The sequence below is a fragment of the Rhizobium sp. AC27/96 genome (assembly GCF_001692325.1).
Taxonomy (GTDB): Bacteria; Pseudomonadota; Alphaproteobacteria; order Rhizobiales; family Rhizobiaceae; genus Rhizobium.
Genome location: NZ_LXKN01000022.1, coordinates 66,174 through 81,464 on the forward strand (window position 1 = coordinate 66,174; position 15,291 = coordinate 81,464).

The following is a 15,291-nucleotide window of genomic DNA, read 5'->3' on the forward strand; positions in this document are numbered from 1 at the left end:
CCAGAAAGGGATTGGCGATGGCGGCCGATTATCGTGATCGGATGCAAGACCACTCTTCTCTGCCGGGCCGATCATTAAATTGACTAGTGATCTGAGAGGCTTGATTGATGCGGTGCAAAAACGGGTTGCCAAACCGAAAATGGCGGGGAATTGTTGCGGCCATCAATCGCCTTGCCATGGAGTTAAACGATGCGGATTTTGCAATGTGCTGCGGTCGCTCTTGGTCTCAGCCTGAGTTATGCTGCCCCCGGGGAGGCGCAGACCGTCGCCAACCTCGCCGTGCTCAAAGGGTTGGGCCCTTTGACGGTGCTCGGCAAAACGCAAAGCGGGAAGGCGGCCCTGTCTTCGAACTACGCCGTCACCGGCGGTATCCAGACGGGCGATATCCGTCAGTCGACCCTGCTGCCCTTTACCGAGCAGCAGCAGCAAGCGCTCAGGGATGCCTATATCACCGACGGCAATCTGGCGGAATTGGCTGACGGTCTCGGGACGACGCTTGGAAGCGCCTATGTCGCGCGGGCTCATTATCAGGATCGCGAGCATTTCACGAGCATATCGCAGGCTGTCGCCGACCTGATCGCCTATACCAACTCGACCACGGGTTCTGACTCCAATGCCGGGAAGTACTTCTTTGCCAACGGCACCACGGATGGCAAGACACCCGTTTCGGCGGAGGCAGCCGACATTCTGAAACAGATTGGCGGCACCACGGATATGTTCGGCGCCAATTACGGCCGGCCTGCCGGCACGTCAGGTGCAGACGCTTTTGGCGACTCGCGCCCCTTCCAGACCGAACCGCAGATCCTCCCCATTGTCGGACGCGATTACTTCGGCGTGCCAGCGAATAATACGGTCTACAATCGCGGGCCGGTCATGAACCTGATCGACAGCCCATCCTTCCCGAGTGGGCACACGACCTACGGCTTTATGGGATCCATCTTGCTGGCGGTGCTTGTGCCTGAACGATATCCGCAAATGATCACGCGGGCGTCGGAATATGGCAACGACCGCATTCTCATGGGCGCGCATTATGCGATGGACGTCCTCGGTGGCCGTACCCTCGCGACCTACGATCTGGCGCACCTGCTCGCCAACGATCCCGCCTATGTCGGGCAGACCCTGAAGGGCGCGCCTGTGATCAAGGACTATCAGGCAGCCGTAACCGCCGCGCGAGCCGATCTGACTGAGACTTTGAAGACGATCTGCGGTGCGGAGATCAAGGCCTGCGCTCAGGACGATATCGGCCGGCTCAGCAACCCGGCCATGAACCAGGCAGCCTATGATGCGACGCAGACCTATGGCCTGCCTGTCGTCTACCCGAAGAACTTCGGCGTGAAGGAAGACGTCAACACGCTGGCACCGGAAGCCGGCCATCTCCTGACGGCGGCGTTTCCCTCGCTGACGCTCGATGAAGCCAACCAGATCCTGACCGAGACCGAAGGCCCTGGTGGCGGCTTTCTGGATGATGGTTCTTCGTTCGGCGTCTATTCGCGCCTTAACCTCTACGCAGCATCCCTGAGCGCAATCGACCTGTCGGAACGCAAGGCGGCTCAGAGCAAATAGAGCGCAAGAGCCAACATCCGCTGTGGTCGCCGCGGCGGTTTGCTCGGCATCATCTGCTAAGGCCGCCCGGCCATATCAGCGCCGCATTGCGTGGACGCGGATGAAGCCGGGCGGTCCATTAATCGGGTCTACCCCGGAATATTGGACAGCCGCTCGGATATGGACATCGCCGATCCGCACCACGGCTATGGACAGCACGATGCCGCAAAGCATTGCGATGAAGCAGATTGCCGGCAGCAGACGAAAGAGCATCATTGATTCCATTGCTTTCCAAGCCTCGGCTTCTTGGGAGCCCGAACGCGGTGGTTCGCATGCCCGGTAAGACAGGTCTCTTGCGAGATTGGTGATCGACTTCAAAGCAGACGACTGTGGAGGTCGCGTGGAGAAATCGTCGGTGATCGATGGTCGGGAGTGAGACTTGCTCACGAACGTTCCTGCGCGTGGCCAACCACGCTCCCTCTCAACAGCCGATAAATCCTGCGAGCGCACGCCTTATGGATGTTCGTGCTCCGGGGATGTGTCGCGAAGCGAGATGAAGATGGCGACGGAGAGCAGGGCGATCATGATGCCAGCCAGCATCAGAACTGATCCATGCGCCGTGCCGAAGGCCGCCTGTGCGGCAGCCGCGATCTCTACGCCTCGAGCGCCGCCGACCGCACGCGCGACGGTCATCGCCTCGCCGATGGAATTCCAGGCCCCGTCCTTGGCCATGGATGGATCCGAAAACGACGATCTGTAGATCGAATTGACCAGGACGCCGAACAGGGTCACACCCAGGCCGCCGCCGAGCTCATAGCCGCTGCTCTCCAGCGCGCCCGCTGCTCCGGCCTTCTCCTTCGGCGCGCCGCCCATGATTGCGATGGACGATGCCAAAAGACCAATTCCGAGCGCGAGGCCGAGAATGGCCAGAAAGCCGGCGACAATATAGGTGTCCTGCGCCAAGTCGCAGAACGCGATCGCCAGCAGAGAGAATGCCGCCGATGCCATCGACAGCGAGGCGACGATGCGCAAACCGAAACGCGTGGCGAGCCTGCTTCCCAAGGGGCCGCCGACGGCCGCGGCAATCACCAGCGGCAGCATGAAGATGCCCGCCTCGAGCGGTGTCTTGCCAAGGACGAACTGAAGCTCCTGCGCCAGAACGAGTTCGAACCCGGCAAGCGAGGCGCTTGCAACGAAGGCCATCAGCAGGCCGATGCCGATCACCGGCTTGGATAATAGCGAAAGATCCAGCATCGGGTTGTCGGAGGCCATCTGTATGCTGGCGAACCATGTGAGGAAGCCCAGGCCCGCGAGAAGCGGGATGAGGCAGAAGATGCTCGGCATCATTTTGAACCCGGACTTCACGCCGTAGACGGTCAGGATAAGTCCTGCGATGAGCAGCACCGCCTGCCAGGGCCTCCAGACGGCCTCGCTATTGCCCGGTGTGGCGGGAACGAGAAGCCAGACCAGGGGGATGACGATCATCATGATGGGAACGTTGATGAGGAAGACCGAGCCCCACCAGAAATGCTCCAGCAGCAGGCCTCCGACGAGGGGGCCGATCGCTGCACCCGCCATGCCGACCACGCTCCAGACGCCGAGCGCATTTGCGCGCTGAGCGTCGTCTTCGAATGTCTGCCGGATGACGGCAAGAATGCATGGCATGATCATCGACGAGCCGATGCCGAGTGCCGCCCGCGCGGCAATCAGCATGGCTGCGGTGGTCGAGAATGCCGCGACGATGGAAGCGACGCCAAAGACTGCAAGCCCGACCAGCAGCATGCGCCGATAACCGATTCTGTCGGCAAGCGTGCCCATCGGGACAAGCATGCCCGCCATGACAAGCGGATAGACGTCGATGATCCACAACACCTCGGTCCCCGATGCGCCCAAAGCGAGGGTGAGGGTGGGAATGGCGACGTGGAGAACCGTCATGTCGACGACGACAGGCGTGAACGCCAGGATGACGGATGAAAGCACTAGCCACGGATTGGAGCGCATTGGACACCTGTTGGAAGGTTTGACGGACGGGCCGACGACATCACTGCGCGGCCTCTGAGACGGACTGGGCGGCTTCGCTTGCGCCGGGGTCCGCGATCGGTCGCTTCGTCCTCATCAGCTTCAGCACGAAGACGAAGAAGGCTGGAACGAAGAAGATCGCGAGGATCGTTCCCGAGATCATTCCCCCGAGGACGCCGGTTCCGATGGCATTCTGGCTCGCCGCGCTGGGACCGGTCGCGATCGCCAGCGGCACCACGCCCAGCGTGAAGGCAAGCGAGGTCATGATGATCGGCCGGAAGCGGACGCGTGCGGCCTCGACGGCCGATTCCAGCAGCGACTTGCCCTGGGCATAGTAATCCCTGGCAAACTCGATGATCAGAATGGCGTTCTTCGCCGACAGGCCGATGATCGCAATCAGGCCGACCTTGAAATAGATGTCGTTCGGAAGCCCGCGCAAGGACATGGCAAGGACGCAGCCGCCGATGCCAAGAGGCACCACCAGCATGACCGACAAGGGGATCGACCAGCTTTCGTAAAGACCCGCCAGCAGCAGGAAGACGAAGAGGATGGAAAGGCCGAACAGGATCGGAGCCTGCGATCCCGACGCGATCTCCTCAAGCGACTGGCCGGACCATTCGAAACCGAATCCCTCCGGAAGCGTCGCCGCCAAGCGTTCCATCTCCTTGATGGCCGCACCCGATGACTGACCATGTGCGGCTTCGCCGGTAATGCGCATGGCGGGATAGCCATTATAGGCGACGATCTGCGGAGGGCCTTTCTGCCAGCGGGCAATAGCGAAGGAGGACAGCGGCACCATGCCGCCGCTTGAATTGCGGACATTGAGCTTCATCAGGTCTTCGGACTGCATGCGGCTGCGTCCCTCGGCCTGGACGATCACCCGCTGCATACGGCCCGCATTCGGATAGTCGTTGATATAGGACGATCCGAGATTGGCGCTGATTGCGTTGTTGATATCGGCGAACGAGACACCGAAGGCATTGGCCTTGTCGCGGTCGATGACCAGCACGACCTGTGCTGCCTCGGCCATTCCCTCGGTTCGGACATTAGTCACCACACTGCTGGCAGCAGCGCTGCTCATCAGTTGATCGCTCGCAGCCTTGAGCGCCTGCTGGCCCTTTCCGGCCCTGTCCTGAAGACGGAATGAGAAGCCGTTGGTCGTTCCGAAACCGTCAATGGCCGGTGGCGAGAGCGCAAAGGCTGTCGCATCCTTCATCGCAAACAGCTTCTGATTGACCCGATCAGCGATTTCCTGGGCACTGTTGCCGTCACCGCGTGCGCTCCAGTCCTTGAGCGTTACGAAGGCGATGGCGGCATTAGGGCCGCTGCCGGAAAAGCTGTATCCCTGGATCGTGAAGATGTTTTCGACCGCCGGCTCCTGCCTGAAGATCGTCTCGACCTGCTTCAGCGAAGCGACCGTCCGGTTGGCGCTGGCTTCGGCTGGCCCCTGCACGTCGGCAATCAGCGTGCCCTGGTCTTCATCCGGAACGAACGCTGTCGGAAGGTTGACGAACAGGTAGCCGACGCCGACGAACAGCGCGAGGTAGATCACCATCATCCGCAGCGAGCGCTTTGCAGCACCCGCGATGGATGCCGAATAGGCTGATGTCAGTTGCTCGAACTTGCGATTGAACCAGCCGCCGGGGCCTTTCTTCTCGTGATGGTTCGCGGAGACGGGTCTGAGGAAGGTGGCGCAAAGTGCCGGTGTCAGCGACAGGGCCAGGAAGGCCGAGAAGATGATCGAGACCACCATTGTCAGGCTGAACTGCCGATAGATCACGCCGGTGGCGCCGGGAAAGAAGGCCATGGGCACGAAGACGCAGGACAGGACGAGGGTGATGCCGAGGATTGCGCCGGTGATCTGGCCCATCGCCTTTTGGGTGGCTGCCTTCGGTGGCAACCCTTCCTCCACCATGATGCGCTCTACGTTCTCGACCACGACGATGGCGTCGTCGACGAGGATGCCGATCGCGAGCACCATGGCAAACATGGTCAGCACGTTAATGGAGAAGCCGGTGGCGTACATGACCGCGCATGTTCCGAGCAGCGCGACCGGCACGACCAGGGTCGGTATGACCGTGTAGCGGAAATTCTGCAGGAAGACGAACATGACGATGAAGACAAGCACCATCGCCTCGATCAGGGTGTGAACGACCTTTTCGATGGAGGCGGTGACGAAGGGGCTCGTGTCGTAGGGAATGGAATACTTCACCCCCTGGGGGAAGAACCGGGCCAGTTCGTCCATCTTTGCCTTGACGGCGTTCGACACCGCCACGGCGTTGCCCGTCGTCGATAGCTGGATCGCAAGGCCGGCGCTCGGCTGCCCGTTCAGGCGCGTCGCGAACGAATAGGCTTCGGCTCCGTTTTCGATGCGGGCGATATCGCGAAGCCTCACGGTCGAGCCGTCGGCATTGGCCCTCAGGATCACGTCGCCGAAGGCTTCGGGGCTGGAAAGCTGACCCTGAACGATGACGCTGGCCGTGATGTCCTGGGAAACGGGATTGGGCGAAGCACCGATCTGCCCGGCCGCGACCTGGGCGTTTTGTGCCGTGATGGCGGCGTTGACATCCTCTGTCGTGAGCTTGAATCCGACCATCTTGTTGGGGTCGATCCAGATGCGCAGCGCCCGCTGGGAGGCGAAGAGCTGCGCGCGGCCGACGCCCGGCAAGCGTCGAAGCTCACCCAGGATGTTGCGGTTGATGTAGTCGCCAAGCGCGATCTCATCCATCTTGCCGTCGGTCGAGGTCAGCGCGGCGATCAAGAGGAAGCCCGAGCCCGCCTCGTCGACATCGATACCCTGTGTCCTGACGGTCGCGGGGAGGCGGGCCTCGACCCGGCGGATGGCGTTTTGCACATCAACGGTCGCCTTGGCGATATCGGTGCCCGTCGCGAAGGTAGCGCTGATGCTGACCGACCCCGAGTTGTCGGATGTGGACTCGAAATATTTCAGGCCGGCGACGCCATTCAGCTCCTCCTCGATCTGTCGTGTGACGCCCTGATAGATCTCCTGCGGCGAGGCGCCAGGGTATGAAGTCGAGATCGAAATCTGCGGCGGCGCGACGTTCGGATATTGGGCGACCGGCAGGAACGGGATCGCGATGATGCCAGCGATCATGATGAATAGGGCGAAAACCCATGCGAGGACGGGGCGCCTGATGAAGAACTGTGCCATTGGATACCTAGTTTGCCGCCTGCTCGGGGCCTTGTTCCTTTTGTGTGGCGACCCATGGTTCGGCCACGACCTTGCTGCCCGGCTGGATCTTGTGGACACCGTCCACAACGACCGTCTCGCCATTCTTCAGCCCGGAATCGACGCTCCATTCGGCATCGAGCGCCTGGCCGAGGACGACATCGCGGGCTTCGGCTTTGCCGTCTGCACCGATGACGAAGACCTGCGGCCTGCCGTCCGCCGTCCGGGTGACGGCACGTTGCGGAATAGTGATCCCGTCTTTGCGGATCGCCTGCTCGATGCGTACGCGGACATACATTCCGGGCAGCAGGTCACCGCCGGCATTCGGAAATTCTGCCCTTAAGGTGACTTGGCCTGTATTCGGATCGACGCCGGCATTGGAGAAGAGAAGCTTGCCGGGTAGCGGATAGACGTCGCCGCCGTCGAAGACCAGTTCGACCCGTGCCTGGCTCCGGCCGGAGCTCTCCAGTTTGCCTTCGGAAACGGCTCTCTTCAGTGCGAGGAGATCCTGTGCCGACTGGGTAAAATCGGCGTAGACCGGATCGATCTGCTGGATCAGTGCCAGATTGGAGGTTCCGTCCGCCGTGACCAGCGACCCCTCAGTCACAAGTGCGGCGCCGATAACCCCGGTTATCGGAGCACGAACCTCGGTATAGTCGAGATTGATCCTTGCTTCTTCGAGCGTCGCCTCCGCCAGTGCTACGTCCGCATCGGCCTGGGCCAGATTGACGCTCGCCGTATCGAAATCGACGCCTGTCGCGGCATTCTGCTTGCGAAGCGCACGCTGCCGTTCGAGCTGCTGACGAGCGTTCGCCTGCGTTGCCTTTGCGCGCTGCAGGGAGGCCTCGGCGCTTTGAACTCTGACCCGGAAGAGGCGGGGATCGATGCGATAGAGAACGTCCCCCTGCTTCACCAGGCTGCCCTGCTCGAAGACCCGCTCCTGCAGGATTCCCGAGACCCGGGCCCGGACTTCGGACACGCGCGTGGCGGCGATGCGGCCCGGAAGCTCGCTTGCGACGGGAATTGGATGGGCGACAAGCCTGATGACACCGACCGCAGGTGCTGGCACTTCCGCGCTTTCCTGCGCATGGGCAATTCCGGCCGTCGAGGCGAGAAGAAGCCAGGCGAGGAGATAGGCCCTCGGGCGTGTCGGTCTAAGGGTGGTCCGCATGGATGCATGTCCTGGTTACCCGCCGTCATGGCGAGATCGAAAAGAAGGGAAAAGCATGGGCGCAGCCGGAGCTTGCCGGGATACAGCCCATGCTTGTTGCCGCATACGATATGACCTGCAGATTGTTGCGCTTCTGTTTGCTATATGTGGAGGTTGTGTGGAGGCGGACGATTGAATATTGACTGCCGGGCCGGCTCAGCCTTTCCTGATGGAAAGGGGATGCGAATGGAAAATGCGCTTATTTTGATCATCGAAGACGAGCCGGAGATCTCCGATATTCTGGAGCGCTATTTCGCGCGCGAAGGCTTCCGGATTCTGACGGCCTCCGATGGCGAGATCGGTCTTGCTCATCATCAGCGTCTGAGGCCGGATCTCGTGGTTCTCGACGTCAAATTGCCGAAAGTCGATGGTTACGCCGTCCTTGCGACGATCCGTCAGCGCGGAGACACGCCCGTCATCATGGTGACGGCTCTGGCCGAAGATTTTGACAAGCTTCACGGCCTGCGCTCAGGCGCGGACGACTATGTCGTCAAGCCGTTCAACCCGGCCGAGGTCGTTGCGCGGGCGCGCGCCATCCTCAGGCGTGCCACGGGAAGCGGCCTTACGAACAAGGTTTTGCGCGTCGGCCGGCTTTCCGTCGATCCGATGGCTCATGTCGCCTATGTCGACCTTCAGGACGGCCGCGCGGCGCTGCCCTTGACCCTTACCGAATTCCGCATTCTCGAATATATGGCGGGCTCCCCGAACCGGGCTTTCGAGCGCGGCGAGATCGTCGATGCCTGTCTTCCCGAAGGAGACGCATTGGACCGCACGGTCGACAGCCATATCAGCAAGCTGCGCAAAAAGCTGGAGGCGGCCGGCGTCGGCAATCTTCTGAACGGTGTCAGAGGGATAGGCTACCGCCTTGGCGAGTTTGGTTAGGAACAGTCTCAACCGGCAGATCGTCTGGTCGACCACGATCGTCGCGTTCGTGTCGCTTTCGGTGATGTTCTTCGGGTTCCTGATCTATGGCTGGGTCTGGGATTGGCTTTTTCCCGACCCCAGCGCGTCGGAAGATTGGGCGCCGACCGACTTTGTGGTCCTGGCCATCAATGTCGCGATCGGCCAGGCTGTGGGTGCCTATGTCGGCTGGCGGCTTGCCCGGCGGCTGGTCAAACCGCTCGTCGCGGTGACGCAGGCCGCCCGCACGATCGCCGAAGGTGACTTCACCGGCCGTGCGACCGGGCAGGGAACCTTCGGTGAAGCGGACCGCCTGATCGAGGATTTCAACCAGATGGCGGAGAAGCTGCAAAAGGCCGAAAAGGAACTGCAATACTCGAATTCGGCCATCGCCCACGAATTGCGGACACCTCTCACCATCCTGCGCGGTCGCATGCAGGGTCTTGCGGATGGCGTCTATGAGCCGAGCCAGGACGTCTTCCGCGGATTGATCGGACACATCGACGCGCTGACGCGGATTGTTGATGATCTGAAGACGCTGTCGCTGATGAATGCCGGGCGGATGGAGCTCGATTGCACGCGGTTCGATCTGGCCGCCGAGGTCGCCGACGTCATAAGCTCGGCGGCACCAACTCTTGCCGATTGCAGGATCGAGGTCGAAACCAGTCTCGAGCGCGTCATCCTGAGCGCAGACCGGGCTCGCATCCGACAGGCGGTCCTAGCTCTCATCGACAATGTCGGTCGCTATGCTCCCGGATCGAAGCTGGAGGCGGTGGTGAAAGTGGCGGGCGACGCATGTCTGATATCGATTTCCGACAATGGCCCGGGAATGACGGGCGTGGAGCGTGAATATGCGTTCGAGCGCTTCTGGCGGGCCGACGATGCGCGCACGCGAAAGACCGGCGGATCGGGTCTCGGACTTTCCGTCGTCGAAGCCATAGCCGAAGCGCATGGCGGGCGGGCCGCGATCGAGCGGCGAACCGGGGGTGGTACGAAAGTCACCGTCACGATCCCGCGCGCCTGATACCGGATCGCGCTTCGTCGCTGCGTGTGTGAGCCAATGCCGGCGCGCATATGAGATCGGCACTCCCCATCGGCGTCTCGATGCAGGCCGAATAGTCACAAATCTTTGATATCGAGCCGTGCGCTGTTTGGAACCGGTCCCTGTGGAATTGGTTATATTACCAATGGACTCAAGGGAGGACCGTCATGCCAAGTTCACTATCATACGCCGCCAGCGCAATCCTGCTGTTTGGTGTTACCGTCGCGTCTGCCTATCCCGCTTCAGCGATTTCGCGCATCAGTTCGACCACGCAAACCTGTGCGGCGCTGCGTCAGACGATCAGCCGCGAGGGAGCTGTTATCGTGACGCATCCGGGAACGCGGCAGTCCGGCACGCTCTATGACCGTTATGTGCGTGACAGTGACTATTGCGACTCCGGCGATGTCGCGACTGACGATTGGGTGCCGGCGAAAGATGGAAGTTGCCGTCTCTCCAATTGCCAGACCTATGAGCCGCCTTTTGACAATTGAGGTGTGATGGCTACCGCCAACGGTAAGAAATGCCGGACTCCGCACCTGCAAGGGCGCCGGGAAGGGTGTCCAATGCGGCTCGAAGATTCTTCTTGCAATATAGTCTGCGCACAGATAATCTGTGCATAGATTAAATCGCTCATCGAGCAGGAAGAACGGAGCCAAGGCAATGTGGACCAATGAATACACCGCCATTTCCCCCCTCCCGGCAAGAGCTATCTGGAATGCCCTCAAGGCAGTGCACGAAGGCCGTCTCACCTATGAAGGCGCCGATACCTTCTTGTTGCACGGGCCATTTGCCAAGGGCACGCGGGTCTCGGTCACTCCCATGGGGCAGGACACGTTCGAAGCCACCATTGTCGACCTCATAGAGAATGTGACCTATGCCGACGAGACGTCCTTCGGCGATACGACATTGCTGTTCCGGCATACGTTGACGCCGGTTGAAGGTGGCACGCAAGTGACCCACCGCCTTGAGATCTCCGGCCCCTCGGCTGGCGAAGTAGGACCGGAACTCGGACCGCAGATCAGCGGGGATTTCGACGTCACGATGGCCAGGCTGTTCGAAAAGGCAAAGGAGTTTGAGCATCTTGGTTGATGGAGAGCATTTGAATACGCGTTTTAAAGAGGGACCATCCCACAGCCCTGGACTGTTGCTGTGGCGAACGACCATGCGCTGGCAGCGCGCCATGACGGCGGCGCTGGCCCCGCTTGACCTGACACATGTTCAGTTCGTGCTGTTGGCCTCGGCGATGTGGCTCGGTCGTCATGGCGAGCCTCCCAATCAGGTGCAACTTGCCGCCCAGGCAGGCACTGACGTGAAGATGACCTCGGATGTGATTGCCCGGCTTCAGGCCAAGGGGCTGATCGCACGCGAGGCCGATCCCAGGGATTCCCGCGCCAAGGTCATTCGCATCACCGAGGCCGGAGCGGCCTCGGCACAGCGTGCCATTGTCGCCGTCGAGACTGCGGATGCGGCTTTTTTCGATCCGGTGGACGACACGAAACTTGTCGCTATGCTGCAACAGCTTGCAGGCGACATTCGTTGACCTTCGGAATTGCCGTAGCAAAAGGAGGTCGAATTGCCCGAAGACGACCATCGCTATGTGGAAATGACAACGCGTCTCAGATCGTTGCGGTCGTTCTGTGATTTCCTGGCCAATGGCGGAGTGGTTCGGATCGCACAGGCGGACGGGTTGCCATTCGAGGACGTGACTGCAATCCAGCTGCAGCGAAGCAGCCAGGAAGCTGAAGCCCTGGCGCGGATGCGACGAAAGCTCTTTCCCGAGCTTGCCGACGAAGATGTCTCGCCCAGCCTTTACAGCAGCAACCCAGAATGATCGCAGTAGATTGTATGAAGGCCATGCCGTAGCCGACTATCCTTTCGTGATCACTGCCCGACATGGCAAGCGGACCAAAGATCAGGGGCCTCATCCCTCGGCCGAGGCGCCGCCGAACTTCAGTCCGTCGACAAGCAGGCTCAGCATTCTATCGAGATACGCCTCGCCGGCTGGGTCCGACACGGCCATGGAGAGGTAAGCGATCGTGCGCAGCAGGTCGCCCGGCTCGACATCCCCTCGAATATCTCCGTGCGCAGCTGCCGCTTTCAACAGGGAGGCAAGCGCGGGCTCGAAATTGGAGCGGAAATATGCAGGCAGAGCGTCGTAGGCGGGATCACCGGAATGCAGGGCTGCGACAAGCCCCTTCTTGGCGGCCAGGAACCCTGTAAATCGCTTCAACCAGCGTGCCAGAGCCTCGCCAGGTGGATGCGCCGCCGCAAGGATGGCAGCCTGTTCGGTACAGGCGTCGACTTCCCGACGGAAGACGGCCAAGATCAAGTCGGACCGTTTCGGGAAACGACGGTAGAGCGTTGCAATCCCCACGCCCGCCCTCGACGCGATCTCCCGCACCGGAGCATCCGCACCCGAATTCACGAACACCTCCTTGGCCGCCTGCAGAAGAATGTCCTCGTTCTGCCTGGCGTCCGCCCGCAGGCGACGCTTGGTGCCGCCACTCTTTTCCCTGTCGTCCCGCGAGTCCATCGAAAGTACACATGCCCCTTGATAAGTGGATCATTGTTCCGTATATGGCTGTATATGGATCGTTGATCCGTTTAATTCATTACCTAGTTCCGTGCAACCCAACAAGTTGCTTCATCACAAAGGATGCTTTTCATGCAGGAAAAGATGCTCGCTCTGGTTACCGGAGCAAATCAGGGTCTTGGTCGGCAGATCGCCAGCGAGCTTGTCGCCAACGGTTATATTGTTCTCGTCGGCTCGCGTGATTTCGAAAAGGGCAGGGAAGCAGCCGAAAGCATCGGCGCTGACGCTCATGCCATCCAACTCGACGTGACGGATGGCGCAAGCATTGCCGCCGCCGTCGACCGCATCCGGTCCGAGTTCGGCCATCTCGACCTTCTCGTCAACAATGCCGCAATCTCCAATGCCGGAATACCGGGCCGGTCGCTTGAGGAGAATATGGCGGCGAGCCGGGCCAGCGTCGCATCGATCGACCAAATGCGGACGGTCTGGGAGACGAATGTCTTTGCGGTTCTGGCCCTTACTCAGGCAATGCTGCCGCTCCTTCGCGCGGCACCGTCGGCTCGCATCCTCAATGTCTCGAGCGGCGTGGGGTCGCTGACGCTGAATGCGGATCCGAGCTTCCAGTACCGGGCCGGGTTCGGTGTCATCTATGCAGCCTCGAAGACCGCTCTTAACGCCATCACGCTTTCCCTCGCCATTGATCTCGAGCCCGAGGGAATCAAGGTCTATGCCGCAAGCCCGGGCTTCACGGCCACGGCGCTGAACAACTTTCAGGGCACGGATACGGTGGAAGTCGGGGCACGCAACCTCGTCCGCGCCGCGCTCGACACTGAGAGCCCGACCGGGACCTTCACCGGCCCGAGCGGCATTCTTCCGTGGTGACCGAAAGGCCGCCAGCAATGCGGGCCCATGCGATGTCGTGATCCTTCGCGGATGTCCGCAAGAAAGGGCAGGCGCCCGATTTTATCGGGCCGCCCTCCCGGGCGGAACCCAGGCCTGACGATCCGATTCAGCCTGATTGCTCTTCTTCCGCCAGCATCCGGACGAAGTCGGTCATGATCCGCTGGCGGGTCTCCTCCCGTCTCGCAGTCTGGATGCGATGGTAGATCGAAAAGAGGCGGCCGCGGCCGAGTTTGTCGAAGACGCTCTTCGCCGCGGCGTTCTCAGCCAGCATGGACAAGAATGCTTCGGGAAATTGCATGGTTGCTCCACTGGCATAGGCGGCATCCCAGCGGCCGTCGGACTTGGCGGCAAGGACGGCTCGAAGCCCAGGCTCACGCATCTTTCCTTCGAGGATGAGTTTCTCGGCATGCGCACAATTGATCTTCGACCAACCGGATTTGGCGTGGCGCGGTGTGAACCGTTGAAGCCACGATGTCTCATCATGGCTCTTCTTGATCCCATCGATCCATCCCCACGCCAGTGCCGCGACGACGGCTTCCGACCAGGACATCGATGCCGTCCCGGAACCCTTCTTGAAAAGCCTCACCCAGACCTCGGATGATTGCGCGTGGTTGCCGACCAGCCAGGCATCGAAGGCCGCGGCATTCGGAAACGCCTGAACTTTGCTGAAATCGACATCCATGGCGGTGCTCGGAACCCTGATAGTTGGAGATCCGATCTTCTAGCAGCGACCTACTGACAGTTTCTGTCAGCGGTGCTGGTTCTTGTATCTGGAACAGCGTCTCATGGCGCGGTTTAGCAAGGTATATGGGTTCACGATATAGCCAACCGAAAGCGATTGACTTCTTCTGTGCATCGATCCAACACGCCGTGGCTATGCGAAGATGTATGCCTGCAACATGCGTGTTGAGGAGATCTCGGCTTGAGCCGATGCGAATCTGCTCAATTTTGAAGCCGACAAGAGATCCAGCGAGCGCACCTTCATGCAAAAGGTACCTACCAACGTGCTCATCATAAACGCTGCGATCATAAGGTCGATTTGCTCTGGTGGCTCGACTTTTGTATCCGCACCCTGCGCCCAGGCACAAAGAGCGGACAATATAATTGCAATTACAATATAGTAGCCAAACGACGGGGTTTTTCAGAAGCTGTATTTGTAATTATTGGCACACTTGGAGCTTTGCCTATAGAGTTCGAACGTCTCTGAAATCACTCTTCAGCATGGCGGATCGGTGATTCAATGCAATTATGAGCCGACTGCACAGACGGTAAGTGCGGGCGCCGGCCTGACCGCTTCGGCGAACATCGTCTCATTCAATCAGGCTGATGAGTCCACTGAATCAAGGTTAAAAGCATCCCAGAAGCCCATATTTCCGGGCGAATCCAAAGATCAAGCAACATCGACAACCAGTTTTGGCTACCTGAAAACCACCACTATCGATACTTGAAATGCTTTGGTTCAGAAGTCGACCTTGTTCTGGATTTAGGCCAGCTCTGTTATCGATCCGCAAACATTCCTCATGCCGCCATTCGGGAGTTCTGTTGCGGGGGATTGCAGATGAAGGATGCCCTGCCGCCTATCGCTTGGCCAATGACGAGCGTATCATCGATATATGCCACACGATCCAGGCGATTAACCCCGCTAGAGCACCGACAGACACAAGGAACAAGAGGCCACTCAGATCGATCACACCTGGATATGGCAGCAAGACCGCAGCCACTATTCCGACAAAGGTCCCTGCGACGAGACCCGACCACCATCTGACCAGATCTAGGCAAATGCCGATCAGAAAGAGCGGCATGCCCAATACGAGCATTGCAAGAAACGAATATGGGAAGGCCACCACGAAGTTGGCATGTTGATTTCCGGTAGGAACTGACCCGGTATTTCCACCGAGATTTGACCCGCCTTTTATGTATGTTTCGGTTCTGTTGGTGTGGTCAAGTTCTTG

At 60.1% G+C, this 15,291-nt stretch carries 15 protein-coding genes; 8 read left to right on the forward strand and 7 right to left on the reverse strand.

Annotated features, from left to right (window positions below; translation table 11 throughout):
* The first annotated feature begins 189 nt into the window (after nt 1-189).
* Nucleotides 190-1,563: a phosphatase PAP2 family protein gene (locus A6U86_RS19880; protein ID WP_068394691.1), complete on the forward strand. Its 1,374-nt coding sequence runs from the start codon at nt 190-192 to the stop codon at nt 1,561-1,563.
* 75 nt (nt 1,564-1,638) lie between these two features.
* Here A6U86_RS19880 and A6U86_RS35475 read toward each other — a convergent pair whose 3' ends face one another.
* The 4 genes from A6U86_RS35475 to A6U86_RS19895 form a co-directional block, all read right to left on the reverse strand.
* On the reverse strand, nt 1,639-1,818 hold the full coding sequence (locus A6U86_RS35475; protein ID WP_136686931.1) for a hypothetical protein: 180 nt from the start codon (nt 1,816-1,818) through the stop codon (nt 1,639-1,641).
* Nucleotides 1,819-2,055: 237 nt separating this feature from the next.
* A complete protein-coding gene (locus A6U86_RS19885; protein ID WP_068394692.1) occupies nt 2,056-3,543 on the reverse strand; it encodes an MFS transporter in 1,488 nt (495 codons plus the stop codon).
* A gap of 40 nt (nt 3,544-3,583) precedes the next feature.
* A complete protein-coding gene (locus A6U86_RS19890) occupies nt 3,584-6,733 on the reverse strand; it encodes an efflux RND transporter permease subunit (RefSeq protein ID WP_068394693.1) in 3,150 nt (1,049 codons plus the stop codon).
* A gap of 7 nt (nt 6,734-6,740) precedes the next feature.
* Nucleotides 6,741-7,922, reverse strand: coding sequence for an efflux RND transporter periplasmic adaptor subunit (locus A6U86_RS19895; protein WP_068394694.1), 1,182 nt, complete (start codon nt 7,920-7,922; stop codon nt 6,741-6,743).
* Nucleotides 7,923-8,147: 225 nt separating this feature from the next.
* Here A6U86_RS19895 and A6U86_RS19900 point away from each other — a divergent pair, with 225 nt between their 5' ends.
* The 6 genes from A6U86_RS19900 to A6U86_RS19925 all read left to right on the forward strand — a co-directional run bounded on the left by A6U86_RS19900 (nt 8,148) and on the right by A6U86_RS19925 (nt 11,734).
* Nucleotides 8,148-8,843 (forward strand): response regulator, encoded by a 696-nt coding sequence (locus A6U86_RS19900; RefSeq protein WP_136686933.1) that lies wholly within the window; start codon nt 8,148-8,150, stop codon nt 8,841-8,843.
* The gene (locus A6U86_RS19905) at nt 8,827-9,885 is read left to right on the forward strand and encodes a HAMP domain-containing sensor histidine kinase (protein ID WP_068394696.1); all 1,059 of its coding nucleotides are present in this window, start codon (nt 8,827-8,829) and stop codon (nt 9,883-9,885) included. The genes A6U86_RS19900 and A6U86_RS19905 overlap by 17 nt, the downstream gene beginning before the upstream one ends.
* Nucleotides 9,886-10,070: 185 nt before the next feature.
* The gene (locus A6U86_RS19910) at nt 10,071-10,394 is read left to right on the forward strand and encodes a hypothetical protein (RefSeq protein ID WP_068394697.1); all 324 of its coding nucleotides are present in this window, start codon (nt 10,071-10,073) and stop codon (nt 10,392-10,394) included.
* Nucleotides 10,395-10,563: 169 nt separating this feature from the next.
* The gene (locus A6U86_RS19915; RefSeq protein ID WP_068394698.1) at nt 10,564-10,992 is read left to right on the forward strand and encodes a polyketide cyclase; all 429 of its coding nucleotides are present in this window, start codon (nt 10,564-10,566) and stop codon (nt 10,990-10,992) included.
* 73 nt (nt 10,993-11,065) lie between these two features.
* A complete protein-coding gene (locus A6U86_RS19920; protein ID WP_244510015.1) occupies nt 11,066-11,443 on the forward strand; it encodes a MarR family winged helix-turn-helix transcriptional regulator in 378 nt (125 codons plus the stop codon).
* 33 nt (nt 11,444-11,476) lie between these two features.
* The gene (locus A6U86_RS19925) at nt 11,477-11,734 is read left to right on the forward strand and encodes a hypothetical protein (protein WP_068394700.1); all 258 of its coding nucleotides are present in this window, start codon (nt 11,477-11,479) and stop codon (nt 11,732-11,734) included.
* 90 nt (nt 11,735-11,824) lie between these two features.
* Here the strand turns inward: A6U86_RS19925 and A6U86_RS19930 are convergent, their stop codons facing one another.
* Nucleotides 11,825-12,436 carry a TetR/AcrR family transcriptional regulator gene (locus A6U86_RS19930; protein ID WP_068394701.1) on the reverse strand — a complete coding sequence of 204 codons (612 nt, stop codon included), beginning with the start codon at nt 12,434-12,436 and terminating at the stop codon, nt 11,825-11,827.
* A 132-nt stretch (nt 12,437-12,568) separates the two neighbouring features.
* Between A6U86_RS19930 and A6U86_RS19935 the strand changes: the two genes are divergently transcribed.
* The gene (locus A6U86_RS19935; protein ID WP_068394712.1) at nt 12,569-13,318 is read left to right on the forward strand and encodes an SDR family NAD(P)-dependent oxidoreductase; all 750 of its coding nucleotides are present in this window, start codon (nt 12,569-12,571) and stop codon (nt 13,316-13,318) included.
* A 127-nt stretch (nt 13,319-13,445) separates the two neighbouring features.
* Here A6U86_RS19935 and A6U86_RS19940 read toward each other — a convergent pair whose 3' ends face one another.
* Nucleotides 13,446-14,021 carry a YdeI family protein gene (locus A6U86_RS19940; RefSeq protein WP_068394702.1) on the reverse strand — a complete coding sequence of 192 codons (576 nt, stop codon included), beginning with the start codon at nt 14,019-14,021 and terminating at the stop codon, nt 13,446-13,448.
* A gap of 895 nt (nt 14,022-14,916) precedes the next feature.
* Nucleotides 14,917-15,291: hypothetical protein (locus tag A6U86_RS35765; RefSeq protein WP_206744087.1), on the reverse strand; the 375-nt coding region annotated here is incomplete at its 5' end.

Coding starts and splice junctions, on each gene's coding strand:
- A6U86_RS19880 (WP_068394691.1), top strand. CDS start 190: ATGCGGATTTTGCAATGTGCTGCGGTCGCTCTTGGTCTCAGCCTGAGT.
- A6U86_RS35475 (WP_136686931.1), bottom strand. CDS start 1,818: ATGATGCTCTTTCGTCTGCTGCCGGCAATCTGCTTCATCGCAATGCTT.
- A6U86_RS19885 (WP_068394692.1), bottom strand. CDS start 3,543: ATGCGCTCCAATCCGTGGCTAGTGCTTTCATCCGTCATCCTGGCGTTC.
- A6U86_RS19890 (WP_068394693.1), bottom strand. CDS start 6,733: ATGGCACAGTTCTTCATCAGGCGCCCCGTCCTCGCATGGGTTTTCGCC.
- A6U86_RS19895 (WP_068394694.1), bottom strand. CDS start 7,922: ATGCGGACCACCCTTAGACCGACACGCCCGAGGGCCTATCTCCTCGCC.
- A6U86_RS19900 (WP_136686933.1), top strand. CDS start 8,148: ATGGAAAATGCGCTTATTTTGATCATCGAAGACGAGCCGGAGATCTCC.
- A6U86_RS19910 (WP_068394697.1), top strand. CDS start 10,071: ATGCCAAGTTCACTATCATACGCCGCCAGCGCAATCCTGCTGTTTGGT.
- A6U86_RS19915 (WP_068394698.1), top strand. CDS start 10,564: ATGTGGACCAATGAATACACCGCCATTTCCCCCCTCCCGGCAAGAGCT.
- A6U86_RS19920 (WP_244510015.1), top strand. CDS start 11,066: ATGCGCTGGCAGCGCGCCATGACGGCGGCGCTGGCCCCGCTTGACCTG.
- A6U86_RS19930 (WP_068394701.1), bottom strand. CDS start 12,436: ATGGACTCGCGGGACGACAGGGAAAAGAGTGGCGGCACCAAGCGTCGC.
- A6U86_RS19935 (WP_068394712.1), top strand. CDS start 12,569: ATGCAGGAAAAGATGCTCGCTCTGGTTACCGGAGCAAATCAGGGTCTT.
- A6U86_RS19940 (WP_068394702.1), bottom strand. CDS start 14,021: ATGGATGTCGATTTCAGCAAAGTTCAGGCGTTTCCGAATGCCGCGGCC.